A 14,819-nucleotide genomic window follows, 5' to 3' on the forward strand; every position below is an offset into this window, starting at 1 on the left:
TGGAGGGTTGTGGAGGTGGCAGCGAGTATTGATGCGGGAACGTTCCCGCACAAGGGTTTGCGGGAACGGTTTTTTAAAGGTCAGGGACGCGTGGACGGCGGCACGCCGGACTGGCAGCATCAGCGCATGACCGAAACTCCGCGCCGCACCGGCCACGGCGTCCCGGCCGCCGTGCCCCGGGTCCGCCTCGTCGACGTCGCCCGCGAGGCGGGTCTGTCCAAGACCACCGTCTCCGCGGCGCTCAACGGCACCGGACGCCTCTCGCCGGCCGTGCGCGAGCGCGCCCGCGAGGCCGCACGCCGCCTCGGCTACCGGCCCAACCCGACGGCGCGGCTGCTGCGCGCCGGGCACGCCAGGCTCATCGGCTACGCCGTGGGGGAATACCCCACGGGCCCCGGGTCCTACATGGACTCCTCCTACTTCACCCAACTGACCAGCGCCGTCGCGACCGCGGCCCTGCGCCACGGCTATGCCCTGGTGCTGCTGCCCACCGGCTCCTCGCCCGGTGAGTGGGCCGACCTGCCGCTCGACGCCGCGATCGTCGCGGACCCGCTCCTGAACGACCCCCTGGTGGAGTACTTCGTCACCGCCCGCATACCGCTCTTCGCCGACCGCTCGGTGGAGGGCCGCCCCGGCACGCACTGGGTGGACGTCGACGCCGACGCCGCCGTACGCGAGGTGCTGGACCACCTGCACGCACAGGGCGCGCGGCGCATCGCTGTCGTGGCACCCGACACCCCGACCCGCTTCTACACGGGCGTCCTGGACGCCTACCGGCGCTGGTGCGCCGAGCAGGGCGCCACACCTTGCGTCACCTTTTCGGCGCGGCCGGGGAACGGCCCTGCCATCGAGGCGGTCGAGCGGTCCCTCACCACGCCCGACCAGCCGGACGCCCTGTTCGTGCTGACCGAGGCCAATCCGCCGCTGGTGCTCGACGCCGCACGCCGGCTGGGCCTGTCGGTCCCCGGAGACCTGCTGGTGGTGTGCGCGAGCGAGGACACCTCGGCCGCCCACGCGGACCCGCCCGTCACGACCCTGAGCCTCCAGCCGGTGAGCGTGGCAGAGAAGGGCGTCGAACTGCTCGTCGCGGCCTTGGAGAGCGGGAGCCAGGAGCCGACGGGCACGCTGGTGCGGACGAAACTGGAGATCAGGGCGTCGTCGGAGCGCGGGGGCGATTCCACGGCTGCGGCCGCGCCCCGACGGCGCGGCCGTCAGGAGGCGGGGTGCACGAGCGTTTCCCCTACGTAGGTCCGCGGAACCCGGGCCGTGTGGATCTCCTCGGCCGGGGCGGTGAAGAGGTCCCGGCCGAGGACCACGAGGCCGGCAAGGCGGCCCGGCCGCAAGATGCCGGCGTCGTCCGGGCCGTTGACGTGGGCCGAACCCGCCGTGTAGGCCGAGGCCGCGGTGGCGAGGTCGAGGCGCTGTTCGGGCAGGAAGCCCCGGTGGTCGGTCGCCCCGGGCCCCGTCCGGTTGAGGGCGGTATGGATCCCGGCGAGCGGGTCGGGGCTGCTCACGGACCAGTCGCTGCCCGCCGCCAGGGTCGCGCCGGCCCGCAGCAGGGAGCCGAAGGGGTCCTGCCCGGCGCCGCGGTCGGGCCCCAGGGGAGAATGGTCAGCTCGTCCATCTGCGGCTCATGTGCGGCCACAGCGGCTGGATGTTGGCGATCGCGGGATGTCGTCGGGATGGACCACCTGCAGGTGGGCGCGGTGGTGCCGGGTGGCGCGGCGGCCGCTGGCGGTGCGGGCCGCCGGTGCCGGCATGGGAGAACCCCGACCCAGGGGCTGGTACCGGCATCGCTCCGCGCGTCGGCCGAGCTCGCGCCGAACCGTGTACTCCAGGACGGCTCAGAAGTGGCGACGGGCTGGGTGGACAGTGCCGACGTCGATCAGTGGCGCCAGGAAGTGCAACAATCCTCCAGACGCTGGAAACACCCACTGATCACTCATTGCGAACGGTTCACGGAAAGCGAGCCGGAACCTGGGAACGGACAGCACTTCGACGCCGGTTCGGGAGGCGTTCGGTTGCCGCGGCCAGGGCGAGATGTGCGCGAGTTTCGACAGCGCTGGGCCTTTCTTGCCGGGCCGAGTGCTGTCGTCGCTCGTCCTCGGGCAAGGTCGTTCCCGCTCAACGAAGGACATAGAGGGCGTCCCCTTTCTTGCGCACGTCCCGTGCGGTCCGGTCAGGACGTGGGCGCGTCCGGCTTCGGCTTCCGTTTCACGTCGGTCACCTCCACGCCCTCCGTCTCCGGGGCCCCGAACGCTTCGACGGTCACTCCCCTACTGGTGCCGGTGACCTCCAAAGCCAAGTGGCTGTCTATGAAGCGCAGGTCGAGTCTTGCCCGTGGCGCGCCCGCGTGGTTCGGCATCCGGTGAATCCGCGACGCCGGGTAGTCCAGGCTCTTCAGCCTCTTGCGCATCGCCTGGTAGCTGGTCGTCTTCGTGTTCTTGAACGCCTCGCTGACGCGCTGTGCGTGCTCGCTGCCGCTGCACTTCTCGATGCCGGTCAGCGGCACTTCCTTGAGCGACGTGGGCTTGGTGGGGGAAGGGGTCGACTTCGGCGGCTCGGGAGCATCCGAAGGAAGGGCAACCGGTGTGTCGCCGTCGGAATTCGGGACACCCGGCGGGGTCTCGCCCGGCCCGTATCTCGGTGTGGCCCCTTCCTCCCAACCGGGCAGGTCCTCCGGGTTGGGCACGACGTCATCACCTGTGTCGCCGGGGGCGTCCGGGTCGCAGCCCCGCGTGATGCGGGTGATCAGCTCAAGGAACCGAATCTCCGGATCCTTGTGCGAAGCATCCAGCGGGGTTGTCGCCGAGACGGCACCGCCTGCGGGGGTTTGATCGGTGGCGGCGTGCTGAGTGCCGCAGCCGGACAGGACCATGCAGCCGAGCGCGGCCACCAGAACAGGCTTCGAGAGGGATATCGATCGCATGCACGCAACATGCAGGAAGCTGACTACTGCCCACATGAGTACTCATACTCACCTACACCCGAGTAACGCTCAGGGCGCTCCACCTGGGCCAGGGGCATCGCCGACGGCAGAGCCTGGCTGCAACGAGCCGCGTGCTTCCCGTTCCGGGCTCTGGCTCAACTTCTGTGATCGGTAGCGCCGGGTTATCCGATTACTGAGTTTCGTCGCGTGATGTCGCTGAAGGGCGTGGCCTGATCTGCAGCGAAGGTCAACCGCAACGCAACGTCAGGCGGAGATCACCAGCAGGAGGTGCACAGCAGGCTGCCCGTGCAGCATTGTGGTCGGAAGGGCTTCCTCGGGCCCGTGACTTGTACTGATCGGTTCACCGCCCAGGTGCTGCGCCGTTAGAGAGCGGCGGCTGCGACAGCCTCTGCGCCTCCCGGGCTTGCGAGGTGGTCCAGGGCCTGGATGGTGCGGATGAGTGTCGCCCGCACCAGGTCTCCGCGCCCGTCCTGGGCCGTCTCGTCCAGGGCGTAGGCGAAGTCCGCGGCCATGTCATTCTCAAAGGGACCGATATCTCAAGTGCCCATAGGTGCTCCCCGCGTTGACGTGCGGTGGTCATCGCACCCACCATCGACAGCGGTCGTCAGGAGGAAAGCGGGGCGCGCTTCCGCAGGAGGGCGAACCCAGCGCGGCCGAGCATCTGACGCTTGGGCATCGTGATCCGGTTGGCATGTCCATCGACAACGCCTGTATGGAGGCTGGGCGGGTCACCGAGCTCTGGCATCGGCCGTACGACGTCTCAGCCCGTCGGTGCGCCGTCCTTGCGCGGTGGGCCGGCGGTAGGCATGCCGAGATCGGCCTGGGCCGGAGTCGTCCGGCAGGCTGCCGTACGCCGCCGTCGGCGGACGACGAAGATCCCGGCGACGGCGGCGACAGCCAGCACGGCGAGTGCGGGCACCCACACGGCGCCGATCACGGAGACGGATCCGATCCCGCCGAGTACGGCCAGCAGCGGGCCCGCGCAGCACACCGCGCAAGCGGCCGCCGCAGCCGCACCGGTGCCGAGCAGGCCCCACGGGCGTGAGGGACGGGAGGGCGGGGTGGTGGTCATTCGGGCGCTCCGAAGAGGTCGGCCAGCATTCCGGCAGCGGCTTCCGGGGCGCGCACGGTCAGCTGAAGGGCGTCAGGGGTCAGGTGCAGTGTGAAGTCGAAGAAGGCGCAGCAGCCCTGCTCAGCCGAGGCGAGCGCTGCGATCTCGCCGGCGAGCCCGGCGTCCGGCGGGAAGGCCAGCCGCAGCCCGTCGTCGATCTCCTCCCGTCGGCCGGCCTTCCCGATGAGCGTGTGCCACCGCTCGGTGCGCTCGCCCAGCTCGGCGCCGCCGAGGGTGCAGGTGACCGGGGCGTCCCGCCACGCCTCTTGCGCTGATTCGGCCGCCCGGCTCGCCGCGGGGCGAGTCGGAGAGAGTGTCACCGGCACGGGCCCGGCCGGGCCCGTGCCGACCGTGGTGCAGCCGCAGTCCGGCCCGCACGCCCCCTCGGGCGCCGGACCCGACAGGGTGGTGTGGACACCGGCCAGGTGAGCGGAGAAGGAGCGCAGCTGCGCGATCCGGCCGTCGGTGTCCGCGATCCTGTCGGCGATCAGCGGCAGCATCCGGGCGCGTACAGAGGCGCACACGCCTTCCTCCCTCACGTCCAGCAGGTCGCGGATCTCCTCCAGCGCCAGGCCCAGCAGCTTCGCCGAGGAGATGAACGCCAGCCGATCCACCGCGTCCTCGCCGTAGACCCGGTACCCGGACGCGGTCCGCTCGGCCGGCAGCAGCCCGGCACTCTCGTAGAAACGCAGCGTCGTAGCCGGGACACCGGCGCGTTCGGCGAGCTGCGAGATGCGGTAAGTCGTCACACCGCCGACGGTAAACCTTCAACCCGGCTCGAAGGTCAAGTCGTGGCTGCCCAGGAGACGCCCTCATCGCAGCGGCGCCCTGGACGCCGACGAGGCTCGCCCTTCACGCCGCCCTGACGAGGCGGTTGGCGAACGTCGACATCGTGTACGTGCCGACGCCCAGGACGACTTCCAGTGCGTTGCGCTCGGTGTATCCGTGTGCCAGCAGGGTCGTGAGCGCGTCATCGTCCACGCCGCCGGCGGTGGACAGCACGTCGAGCGTGAACATCCGGATCGCTTCGAGCCGTTCGTCGGCCAGCGCCCGCTCCTCGCGCAGGGCGGCGATGAGCTCCGTTTCCGCGCCGAGTTTGCGGAGCTTGCCCGTGTGCATGGCGACGCAGATGTGGCACTGGTTGCGTGCGGCGACCGTCATGATGACGACCTCCCTGGCCAGCGGATCAAGCGTGCAGCGCTCGAAACTCGCGCTCAGGGCCAGGAATCCGTTGAGCAACTCGGGCGAGGCGGCCAGCCGCGCCACCGCGTCCGGCATCGTGCCGCCCGATGCTTCGGTCACGGCCTGCATCGCCGATTGCGACTCTTGCGGAGCGCTCTCCATGCTGTGTGCGGCGAACACGGCACCCTCCTAAGATGGTCAATATGGTTGACGATCCGATGGTAAACCAGGTTGACCTTTCAGTCGAGGGTGGTGAAGCGAAGGGCGAGGCTCCGGACCGGCCAAGGGCCGGCTACGAACTCCCACTGCTGCTGTTCGCGGGATTCCGCACGCTCATCGACGGGGTGCACGCCGAACTGGCCCGGCAGGGCCATCCGAATGTGCGTCCGGCGTACGGTTTCGCCCTGCAGGCGATCGGCCTTGAAGGCAGCACCGCCAGCGACATCGCCCGCCGCCTGGGAATCTCCAAACAGGCGGCGGGCAAGACCGTCGACCGCCTTGCCGCCCTCGGCTACGCCGAACGCGCCGATGACCCCGCCGACGCCCGGCGCAGGCTCGTGCGGCTGACCGAGCGGGGGTATGACCTGCTGGCCCGCTCGGCTGCGATCTTCGACCAACTGCGTGCGGACTGGGCCGCCGTCCTGGGCGAGGAACGCCTGCGCGCAATCGAGGACGACCTGCGCGCCACGGCAGCGCCTGGAGACTTCCGGCTCGATGCCGCAGGGTGGATCGGTGGAATGGGCTGACCGGCACTCCCGGGCACTTTGATCCGGACCCGGAACGGGCCCTGGTTGTGCCCTGGTCGGCGAATGCGGCACTGCCAGGGCTTGCGGCCGACCCGGTGGCGGATCGCCGTGCCGCACGCCTTGCATGTCATCACATGTCAGCCGCACGCCCTGCATGTCGCGATCCCCGGCCTTCCCGGGGGACGACCACCACGAGGGCGACGATCTTGGTCCGGAGCCCTACGAAACCGTTGCGATCCCCGGCCGTCCCGGGAGCAGGCCGGAGGGCCCGCCACCTCCACCCCCAGAGCCGGAAACTCCCAGCCGCCGTTCCCGCGCCGCTCAACTCGGCTTTGGCGCACGGTAGGCCTCGCCCCGAGCCAACTCGCGTACCCGGAAGCCATTTCGCGGAGGCGCTCCGTGCTATCTCCCGGGGCGTGATCCCGTCCGCTCCGCAGGGCTGACCACGCGGGTCCGGGCCTCGCGCGGGACGCGATCCATCCGGTGCGCGAAAACCCTTGACACCCGCGATGCCGCACACCCATAGTTCTCGCCGCTGAGCGCAACGGCGTTGCGCTCAGCGCACCGAACCGGAGCGAGAGCCAGACGTCAGGAGGAGCGGGCCATGACCGACGACAGCCCGAAGACCGGTGGGCCCGGAGTCCTCCAGGGCGCCGATCGCGCCCTGCTCGCCCTGCTCTCCTTCACGGAGCGGCGCCCCGAGTGGGGCGTCAGCGAGATCGCGAGGGAACACGGCTGGGACAAGGCCGTCGCCCAGCGCATCCTCACCACGCTCACCGCACGCGGGTTCCTCACCTGCGACAGTACGACACGCCGCTACCGACTCGGGCCCGCTGTGTCCCGGCTCGCCCGCGTCGGCGAGCACAGCGGCGTCCTTCCCTCGCTCGTCCGGCCCATTCTCGCCGGACTGCTGCGCGAAACCGGGGAGAGCGTCGTACTGAACGTGCCGAACGGCAGCGGATACCGCTGTGCCGCCGCCGTCGACGGCACCGGTCCCGTCCGCTACACGGCCATCGTCGGTGCCCTCATCCCCGGCCACGCCGGGGCCTCGGGGCACGCGATCTTCGCCCACTACCCCGAGGCGGAGATCCGGCAGATCTTCGGAGCGAGCCCGCTCCAGCGCTTCAACGACAACACCGTCACCGACTTCGACGAGCTGCTCAGCGTCTATCAGGACGTCCGGGAGAAGGGCCACAGCGTCAGCCTCGGCGAGTACGACGAGGCGGTGGCCGCCATCTCGGCACCCGTCTTCCAGGCCGGCACCATCGCCGCGTCACTGACGGTCATCGGCCCCTCGCACCGAATCGAGCGCGACGCCGACCGCATCACCAAGCTCGTCGTCGAAGGAGCACGCGAGGCCTCGGTCGCGTTCGGCCCCTGACGCCCCGCGCCCTTCGGGCCGGCCGCGGAACGCGACCGCTCTCCCCGGCATCCGCCGCCGTACCGCCTCATGCCTCCGTACTACGTCCCGCATCCGCCGCACCACTTCCCCATCCCTCCCCATCCTCCCTCTCCTCCCCTGTCCCCGTCCCCGCGCCGTGTGCCGCCCACGCGCACGCCGCTCGGTCCTGCCTGCCCGCAAAGGGGCGTCCCGTGTCGCACCACACCTCAGTCACCGCCGCCAACACCGAACCGCCCACCGGGGACATCCCCGGACCCGGTCACCCCCGCGTCCGGGAACCCGTCGTCTTCGTGGTCCTCGCAGCGCTCTCCGTCCTCGGCGCGCTCATCGGCGCCGACCTTGTCGCCAAGCTCGGCATATCCGCCAACACCTCCGTGGTCGGCGCCCTCATCGCCATGCTGGTCGGCCGCATCCCGATCGCGGGGCTGCGCAAGATGCGCTCGGTCCACCGGCAGAACCTCGCCCAGAGCGCCATCTCCGCCGCCACCTTCGCCTCCGCGAACGCCCTGCTCTCGTCCATCGCCGTGCCGTTCGTCTTCGGCCGAGGGGACCTGGTGTGGCCGATGCTCGCGGGCTCGTTCATCGGTCTGCTGATCGACACCTGGGTGCTCTACCGCGCGTTCGGGTCCCGGCTGCTGCCCGCCGACGCGGCCTGGCCGCCCGGCACCGCTGCCGCAGAGACCATCAAGGCCGGCGACAAGGGCGGCAAGCGCGCCCTGATCCTGGGCGCCGGTACCCTCGTCGGGCTCGGCGGCACCCTCCTGAGCCTGCCGCTGTCCGCCGCCGGCGTCGCCTTCCTCGGCAACGTCTGGGCTCTGCTGATGTTCGGTATCGGTCTGGGTCTGCGGGAGTTCAGCCCCACCGTGTTCCACACGGACCTCGGCGCGGGCTTCGTGCCCCACGGCGTGATGGTCGGAGCCGGCGTCGTCGCGCTCGGCCAGGCCATCCGGCTCATCGCCCGCCGCCGCCCCGCTCCGGCGAGCACCCCGCCCACGCCCGCCGAGCCCACCACGCCCGCCGACCCCACGACCGCCGTCACCGTCGACGAGCGCGCGCTGCGCCGCACCCTCGTACGCGGCTACGCCCTGTTCACCGGCGGAGCCGTGATCCTGGCCGTCGCGGGCGGCCTCATCAGCGACATGAGCCCGCTCGGCCTCGTCGGCTGGATCCTGTTCGCCGCGTTCGCCGCCCTCGTGCACGAGCTGATCGTCGGGCTCGCCGCGATGCAGTCGGGCTGGTTCCCGTCCTTCGCGGTCACCCTGATCTTCCTCGTCTTCGGCCTGCTCATCGGCATCCCGTCCGTGCCGCTGGCCCTCCTCGTCGGCTACGTCTCCGCCACCGGACCCGCCTTCGCCGACATGGGCTACGACCTCAAGGCCGGCTGGATCCTGCGCCGTGACCACCAGCCCTGGGACCCGTTCGAACGCGAGGGCCGCCGCGAGCAGTTCCGCGCCGCGATCATCGGCTTCGCCGCAGCGCTCGTCGTCGTGGCCGTCCTGTGGCAGTCGTACTTCCGCCAGGGCCTGGTCCCGCCCGTCGCCAAGGTGTACGCGGACACGGTCAAGCACGGCCTGGGCGACCCCGGTGTCCTGCGCACCATGCTGCTCTGGGCCGTCCCCGGAGCCCTCATCCAGCTGCTCGGCGGCCCCCGCCGGCAGATGGGCGTGATGCTCGCGACCGGCCTGCTGATCCTCACCCCGAACGCCTGCTGGCTGGTCCTCGCCGCACTCGCCGTGCGCGTCGTCTACCGCAGGCTCCGCGGACCCCGCGCGGACGAGGAGCTCAACCTCGTCGGCGCCGGCCTCATCGCGGGCAGCTCCCTCGGTGACTCCGCCCAGATCGTCAAGGTCGGCTGAGCGTCCCCTCACCACCCGCAATTCCCGCAGTACCGCAGTAGCAAGGAGAAGTACCCCATGGAGATGTTCAGCCGCCTCGAACCCCGCGGTGAGTACCTGAGCTTCGAACTCGCCCTCGCCGCCCGCAAACTGGTCGAGCAGGTCATGCTCGTCAAGCCCGGCGAGCACGTCGTCCTCACCGGCGACACCAGCAGTGACCGCCGCGTCGTCGAGGCGACCGCGCAGGCCGTCGCCGCCGCGGGCGCCCACCCCGTCGTCGTCTGGTACGAGACGCTGCACAGCTCCTCCATGGAGCCGCCGCGCCCGGTCGCCGGAGCCATCGCGGACGCCGACGTGTGGATCGAGTTCGCGGTCTCCTACGTCATGCACTCGGACGCCTTCCGCACCGCCATGGCGAACGGCTGCCGGTACACCAACCTCACCGCCATGGACGTCCACATGCTCGTGGCGACCGTGGGACGCCCCGACTTCGAGGGCGTCATCCGCCTCGGCAAGGCCCTCGTACGCCTCCTGGAGCAGGCCGACGAGGTGCGCATCACGTCCGCGAACGGCACCGACATCACCGGCCGCAACGGCGATCGCCCCATCAACCTGCGCGGCAAGCCGGCCGAGAAGCCCGGCGAGACCGTCATGCTCTCCGGACAGATCTCCTGGAACCCCCTGGAGGAGACCCAGGACGGCGTCCTCGTCTTCGACGGCGCGCTGTGGCCGCCGGATCAGCTCGGCCTGCTGCGCTCCCCGGTGCGCTGCACCGTCGAGAAGGGCGTGGTCACCAAGATCGAGGGCGGCCAGGACGCGGACGTCTTCCGCCGCTGGATGGAGTCCTGGGGCGACCCGAACATGTTCCGCATCGCCCACTGGTCGCTCGGCTTCAACCCGGGCGTGCCCGCGCCGACCGGACGCATCGTCGAGGACGAGCGCGTTTTCGGCTGCGTGGAGCTCGGCATCGGCACCAAGGGCGCCTGGATCGGCGGCGAGCCCTGGGTGTCCGCCGCCCACACCGACGGTTCCGTCCTCGGCCCGTCGATCTACCTCGACGGCGAGTGCATCGAGCGCGACGGCGTGTACGTGCACCCCGAACTGGTCGAGATATGCAAGGAGTTGGGCGTCGAGGGCTACTAGGACCCGTCGTCACATTCCCGCCTGCCGGGCGACGCCCGGCCCGCCCCTCGGGCGGACGACGGGAATGTGGCGACAGGCCCTGACCGCCCTCACCGGGGCGCCCCACCGCGAGGGGGGGCGCCCCACTGCCGCACGACCTTCAGGAGCCAGTCATGACCCCCTACCGCCACAGCGGTCTCGTCTGCGTCGACCACACCCTCGACGTGCCACTCGACCACACGCGCCCCGACGGCCCGGCGATCTCCCTGTTCGCCCGTGAGGTCGTCGCCGAGGAGCACGAACACCGTGACCTGCCCCGGCTGCTGTGGCTCCAGGGCGGACCCGGCGGCCGGGCCGAGCGCCCCAACGCGGCCGGCGCCTGGCTGCGCCGCGCCCTGCAGGAGTACCGCGTCGTCCTCCTCGACCAGCGCGGCACGGGCCGCTCCACGCCGGCCGACCGCACGACACTCGCCGCTGTCCCCGACCCCGCCGCCCATCTCACCTGCTTCCGCGCCGACTCGATCGTGCGCGACGCCGAACTCCTGCGCCGCCACCTCCAGGGCGACCGCCCCTGGACCGTCCTCGGCCAGAGCTTCGGCGGGTTCTGCGCCCTGACCTATCTGAGCCTGGCGCCCGAGGGCCTCGGCCAGGTGTTCATCACCGGCGGCCTGCCCACGCTCACCGGCAACGCGGACGACGTCTACCGCGCCGCGTACCGCCGCACCCTCGCGCACAACGAGCGCTACTTCGCCCGCTATCCGGGGGACCAGCGCATCGCCGACGCCGTCGCCGCGCACCTCACCGACCACGACGTGCGGCTCCCGGGCGGCGAGCGGCTGACGGTGCGCCGCTTCCAGACCATGGGCGTCAACTTCGGCACCGCGTCCGGCTTCGACACGCTCCATTACCTTCTGGAGACGGCCTTCGTCGCCGGCGCCCACGGCCCCGCCCTCTCCGACCCGTTCCTGCGCGGCATCGACGCCACCGTCTCCTTCGCGCCGCGCCCCCTCTACGCCGTGCTGCACGAGTCGATCTACGCCCAGGGCGGCCGGGCCACCGGCTGGTCGGCGCACCGGATCCGTGGGGAGTTCCCGCAGTTCCAGGCCACGGCGACCGGTCCGCTCCGCTTCACCGGCGAGATGATCTACCCCTGGCAGTTCGACGAGGACCCGGCGCTCGTCCCCCTCAAGGACACCGCCGAGCGCCTCGCCCACCGCACCGACTGGCCCGCCGTCTACGACATGGACCGGCTCGCCGCCAACGAGGTGCCGGTCGTCGCGGCCGTCTACCACGACGACATGTTCGTCGACCGCGAGCAGTCCTTGGAGACGGCCGGGCTCGTGCGGAGCCTGCGTGCCTGGGTGTCCGAGACCCACGCCCACGACGGCGTGAAGGCGGACCCCGCGGTCCTCGACCACCTGATCGCGATGGCGCAGGGCAAGGCCAAGAGCTAAGGGCAAGGGCTGAGGACAAGGACTGCTCCAGAGGCCCTGTCGGGCGGATCAAGGCATGGCCGGCTGAACACTTCCTCAGGTTCGGCCGCCGCCCGGAGCCGTGCCGATCAGGGCCTTTGCCGCTCCAGGATCGCCGGCGAGCCGCCCGGGGGCGCGGATCTGCTCCTGGTCCGGGGCCCCGGCCTTCGCCGGCCGGATCGCCTCGTGGATGCCGTTTCCGTCGCCGCGGGGAGCATGACGAAGAACACGCGGCTGCCGGCCTGAACCGCCACCGCGCCCGGCGCGGCGGCGGTTTTCCTGTGGCTCACTCCCGGTCTACCGCGACGGTGTGTCGTACTCCGGTGTGACGGCGAGCAGTTCGGACACGTCCGAGCCGACCGGCACCTCCCGCGGCGCCATGCCGCGGCGGAAGAGCCGCGCGTCGTTCTCGCCGCCGATGGCGGCGCGGGTTCCGGCCACGCGCAGCCAGGAGCCTTCGCGCAGACCGAGCACCGGCACGTCGTTCTCCTCGAGGAATTCCGTCAGGCGCTCCTCGCGCGTCTCACCCTTGTGCCTGGAGCGCGGATCGGGGTCGAGGTAGTGCGGGTTGATCTGGAACGGCACCAGTCCCAGTGCCTCGAAGGACGGGGGCTGGACGATCGGCATGTCGTTGGTGGTGCGCAGTGTGGGAGCGGCCATGTTGGTGCCCGCGCTGGCGCCCATGTAGGGCAGTCCGTTCCCTGCCGCCTTGATCAGGGCGTCCCGCAGGCCCGTCCGGTACAGGGCGGTCAGCAGCCGGAAGGAGTTGCCGCCGCCGACGAACACGGCGTCCGCCTCGGCGAGCCGGCCGACCGGGTCACCGTCCTCGTGTACCCCGTACACGTCGATGCCGGCCCCGGTGAGCGCGCCGCGCACCTTGGCGGTGTAGGCGTCGTGGTCGGCGAGCGCGTACGGCACGAACGCGAGCCGTGCCCGGGCCGGCAGGAACGCGGTCACGGTGTCGAGGGCGTGTTCCAGGTAACCGCGGCCGTACTGGGTGGAGTTGGACAGGAGCAGCAGGTTCAAGGGGTGTTCCTCACCATGGGATTCGTTGCTTCAGGTCGTGCGGGTGCGCGGGCGGCGGTGGTGCTGGGGCGGGTGCGTCAGCCGCTGCTCCAGCAGGCGTGCCGCCTTGCGCAGCGCGTCGAGCCGGTCCTCGGGGCCGTCCGGGAAGCGTTCCCTGGCGGCCCCCAGGCTGAGGCTGCCGTACGGCTCGGCGCCGAGGAAGACCGGCACGGCGACGGTGCCGATGCCCGCGTCGTACTCGCCGACCGTCCACGCGTACCCCTGCGCCCGCACCTGACGGAACTCGCGTTCCAGCTGGTCGGGATCGGTGACCGTGCGCTCGGTGAAACGGGCCATGGGGCGGCCGCGGAAGAGCCGGCGGCGCTGCTCGTCGGGCAGGAACGCGTAGTACGACTTGCTGGTCGCTCCCGCGTGCGCGGGGTACAGCTCGCCGACCAGAGGGTAGTACCGCAGCGGCCCTTCCTCGCCCTCGACCGCCGCCACGCACCGCATGTGGAAGCTGTCGGGCAGACAGAACAGGACCGTGTCCCCGGTCGCCGCGCGCAGTTCCTGGAGGACCGGTTCGGCGAGCATCTCCAGCGAGCCGGAGCGCTCCCAGAGGCGGCCCAGCCGCAGGGCGGCGGGACCGATCCGGTAGCGGCGGGTCGCCGGGTCGGACACCAGGAAGCCGCGTCCGGCCAGGGTGGACAGCAGTCGCTGTGCGACCGAGGTGTCCCAGCCGAACTCGGCGGCGACCTCCGTCACCCCCCAGTCGGGCCGGGTGCGCTCGAACGCCAGCAGCACCAGCAGGGCGCGGTCGACGGTCTGCAGCGCCCCGGCCGGGGTCTTCCGGTCGACGGGGATGTCAGGCACGGCAACTCCTCTCCGAGTGGCGTCCGCTCCGAATGACGTCCGCCCGCCCGTCCATCTCGCCATTCAGACCTGAATTGCAGATAACGGGAAATAGTTGCGAAGAAGGTTAACGGATCCTGAATCTGCTGTCAGCACCGACCCGGGTGCGGATCAGGAGAAGCTGCCCATGTTGAAGTACGTCCTGGACATCGTGGATCTGCTGGACGATCCCGATGCCGACGGCAAGCGAGTCGCCGCCTACCTCGACTCCGTGGCGGGCCCCGCCGGCTCCGGCGCCCAGGTCACCACCGTCACCGGTGAGCGGGGCTCCACGGACTTCGTCCTCGTGCGCGTGGCGGGCCGCACCGGCCGCAGCCGCGGCGGCGCCTCGCGCACGCTCGGCGTGGTCGGACGGCTCGGCGGTGTGGGTGCCCGTCCGCAGATCACCGGCCTGGTCTCCGACGCGGACGGCGCGATCGCCGCGATCACCACCGCCGCCAAGCTGCTGGACATGCGCCGCCGCGGCGACGTGCTCGACGGCGACGTCATCGTGGCCACCCACATCTGCCCGAACGCCCCGACCGCACCGCACGACCCGGTGCCGTTCATGGACTCGCCGGTCGACATCGCCACCATGAACCGGCACGAGGTCACGGACGAGATGGAGGCGGTGCTCTCCGTCGACACCACCAAGGGCAACCGGATCATCAACCACAAGGGCCTGGCCCTGTCGCCCACCGTCAAGGAGGGCTGGGTGCTCAAGGTCAGCGAGCAGCTGGGGGAGCTGCTGGCCGTGGTCACCGGTGAGCCGTTGGTCACGTACCCGGTGACCACGCAGGACATCACCCCGTACGGTAACGGCGTACATCACATCAACTCGATCCTTCAGCCGGCCACGGCGACGACCGCCCCGGTCGTCGGCCTCGCGGTCACCTCGGCCGCGGCGGTGCCCGGCTGCCAGACGGGCGCGAGCCACGAGACCGACATCGCGGCCGCCGCCCGGTTCGCCGTCGAGACCGCGAAGGCCTACGGCGGCGGACGCCTGGACTTCCACGACGACGTGGAGTTCGACCAGCTCGTGTCCCGCTACGGCTCGCTGGCGCACCTGCAGACCCTCGGCCGCGCATCCAGGGAGTCGTGAT

At 71.2% G+C, this 14,819-nt stretch carries 14 protein-coding genes and 1 pseudogene; 7 read left to right on the top strand and 8 right to left on the bottom strand.

What is annotated here, in order from left to right; translation table 11 throughout:
• The first annotated feature begins 126 nt into the window (after positions 1-126).
• Positions 127-1,248 (top strand): LacI family DNA-binding transcriptional regulator, encoded by a 1,122-nt coding sequence (locus ACWD5D_RS16335; protein ID WP_451373362.1) that lies wholly within the window; start codon positions 127-129, stop codon positions 1,246-1,248.
• On the opposite strand, the pseudogene ACWD5D_RS16340 reads toward ACWD5D_RS16335, so the two are convergent.
• The 6 genes and pseudogenes from ACWD5D_RS16340 to ACWD5D_RS16365 all read right to left on the bottom strand — a co-directional run.
• Positions 1,212-1,748: pseudogene (locus ACWD5D_RS16340) on the bottom strand (amidohydrolase family protein); the annotation flags it as partial. The gene ACWD5D_RS16335 and the pseudogene ACWD5D_RS16340 sit on opposite strands and share 37 nt — an antisense overlap.
• Positions 1,749-2,179: 431 nt before the next feature.
• Positions 2,180-2,896 (bottom strand): hypothetical protein, encoded by a 717-nt coding sequence (locus ACWD5D_RS16345; RefSeq protein ID WP_451373363.1) that lies wholly within the window; start codon positions 2,894-2,896, stop codon positions 2,180-2,182.
• A gap of 416 nt (positions 2,897-3,312) precedes the next feature.
• Complete coding sequence (locus ACWD5D_RS16350) at positions 3,313-3,483, bottom strand: DUF4259 domain-containing protein (protein ID WP_451373556.1); 171 nt, start codon at positions 3,481-3,483, stop codon at positions 3,313-3,315.
• A 227-nt stretch (positions 3,484-3,710) separates the two neighbouring features.
• Entirely contained in the window at positions 3,711-4,022 is a 312-nt protein-coding gene (locus ACWD5D_RS16355) for a hypothetical protein (protein ID WP_451373364.1), read from the bottom strand.
• Complete coding sequence (locus ACWD5D_RS16360) at positions 4,019-4,810, bottom strand: heavy metal-responsive transcriptional regulator (RefSeq protein ID WP_451373365.1); 792 nt, start codon at positions 4,808-4,810, stop codon at positions 4,019-4,021. Before ACWD5D_RS16360 ends, ACWD5D_RS16355 begins: the two co-directional genes overlap by 4 nt.
• Before the next feature lie 103 nt (positions 4,811-4,913).
• On the bottom strand, positions 4,914-5,372 hold the full coding sequence (locus ACWD5D_RS16365; RefSeq protein ID WP_451373557.1) for a carboxymuconolactone decarboxylase family protein: 459 nt from the start codon (positions 5,370-5,372) through the stop codon (positions 4,914-4,916).
• Between the two features lie 65 nt (positions 5,373-5,437).
• Here ACWD5D_RS16365 and ACWD5D_RS16370 point away from each other — a divergent pair, with 65 nt between their 5' ends.
• The 5 genes from ACWD5D_RS16370 to ACWD5D_RS16390 all read left to right on the top strand — a co-directional run bounded on the left by ACWD5D_RS16370 (position 5,438) and on the right by ACWD5D_RS16390 (position 11,802).
• Complete coding sequence (locus tag ACWD5D_RS16370; RefSeq protein WP_451373366.1) at positions 5,438-5,989, top strand: MarR family winged helix-turn-helix transcriptional regulator; 552 nt, start codon at positions 5,438-5,440, stop codon at positions 5,987-5,989.
• Positions 5,990-6,593: 604 nt separating this feature from the next.
• Positions 6,594-7,370 (top strand): IclR family transcriptional regulator, encoded by a 777-nt coding sequence (locus tag ACWD5D_RS16375; protein WP_451373367.1) that lies wholly within the window; start codon positions 6,594-6,596, stop codon positions 7,368-7,370.
• 212 nt (positions 7,371-7,582) lie between these two features.
• On the top strand, positions 7,583-9,247 hold the full coding sequence (locus ACWD5D_RS16380) for an OPT/YSL family transporter (protein ID WP_451373368.1): 1,665 nt from the start codon (positions 7,583-7,585) through the stop codon (positions 9,245-9,247).
• Between the two features lie 57 nt (positions 9,248-9,304).
• Positions 9,305-10,369, top strand: coding sequence for a hypothetical protein (locus ACWD5D_RS16385; RefSeq protein ID WP_451373369.1), 1,065 nt, complete (start codon positions 9,305-9,307; stop codon positions 10,367-10,369).
• A gap of 152 nt (positions 10,370-10,521) precedes the next feature.
• On the top strand, positions 10,522-11,802 hold the full coding sequence (locus ACWD5D_RS16390; protein WP_451373370.1) for an alpha/beta fold hydrolase: 1,281 nt from the start codon (positions 10,522-10,524) through the stop codon (positions 11,800-11,802).
• Positions 11,803-12,117: 315 nt separating this feature from the next.
• On the opposite strand, the gene pepE is transcribed toward ACWD5D_RS16390, so the two are convergent.
• The gene (gene pepE / locus ACWD5D_RS16395) at positions 12,118-12,846 is read right to left on the bottom strand and encodes a dipeptidase PepE (protein ID WP_451373371.1); all 729 of its coding nucleotides are present in this window, start codon (positions 12,844-12,846) and stop codon (positions 12,118-12,120) included.
• Between the two features lie 30 nt (positions 12,847-12,876).
• Positions 12,877-13,761, bottom strand: a complete 885-nt coding sequence (locus ACWD5D_RS16400; RefSeq protein ID WP_451373372.1) for an IclR family transcriptional regulator — start codon at positions 13,759-13,761, stop codon at positions 12,877-12,879.
• Positions 13,762-13,864: 103 nt separating this feature from the next.
• Here ACWD5D_RS16400 and ACWD5D_RS16405 point away from each other — a divergent pair, with 103 nt between their 5' ends.
• Entirely contained in the window at positions 13,865-14,818 is a 954-nt protein-coding gene (locus tag ACWD5D_RS16405) for a DUF1177 domain-containing protein (protein ID WP_451373373.1), read from the top strand.
• Position 14,819: the final 1 nt, after the last annotated feature.

The organism is Streptomyces sp. NPDC002520 (assembly GCF_053595235.1).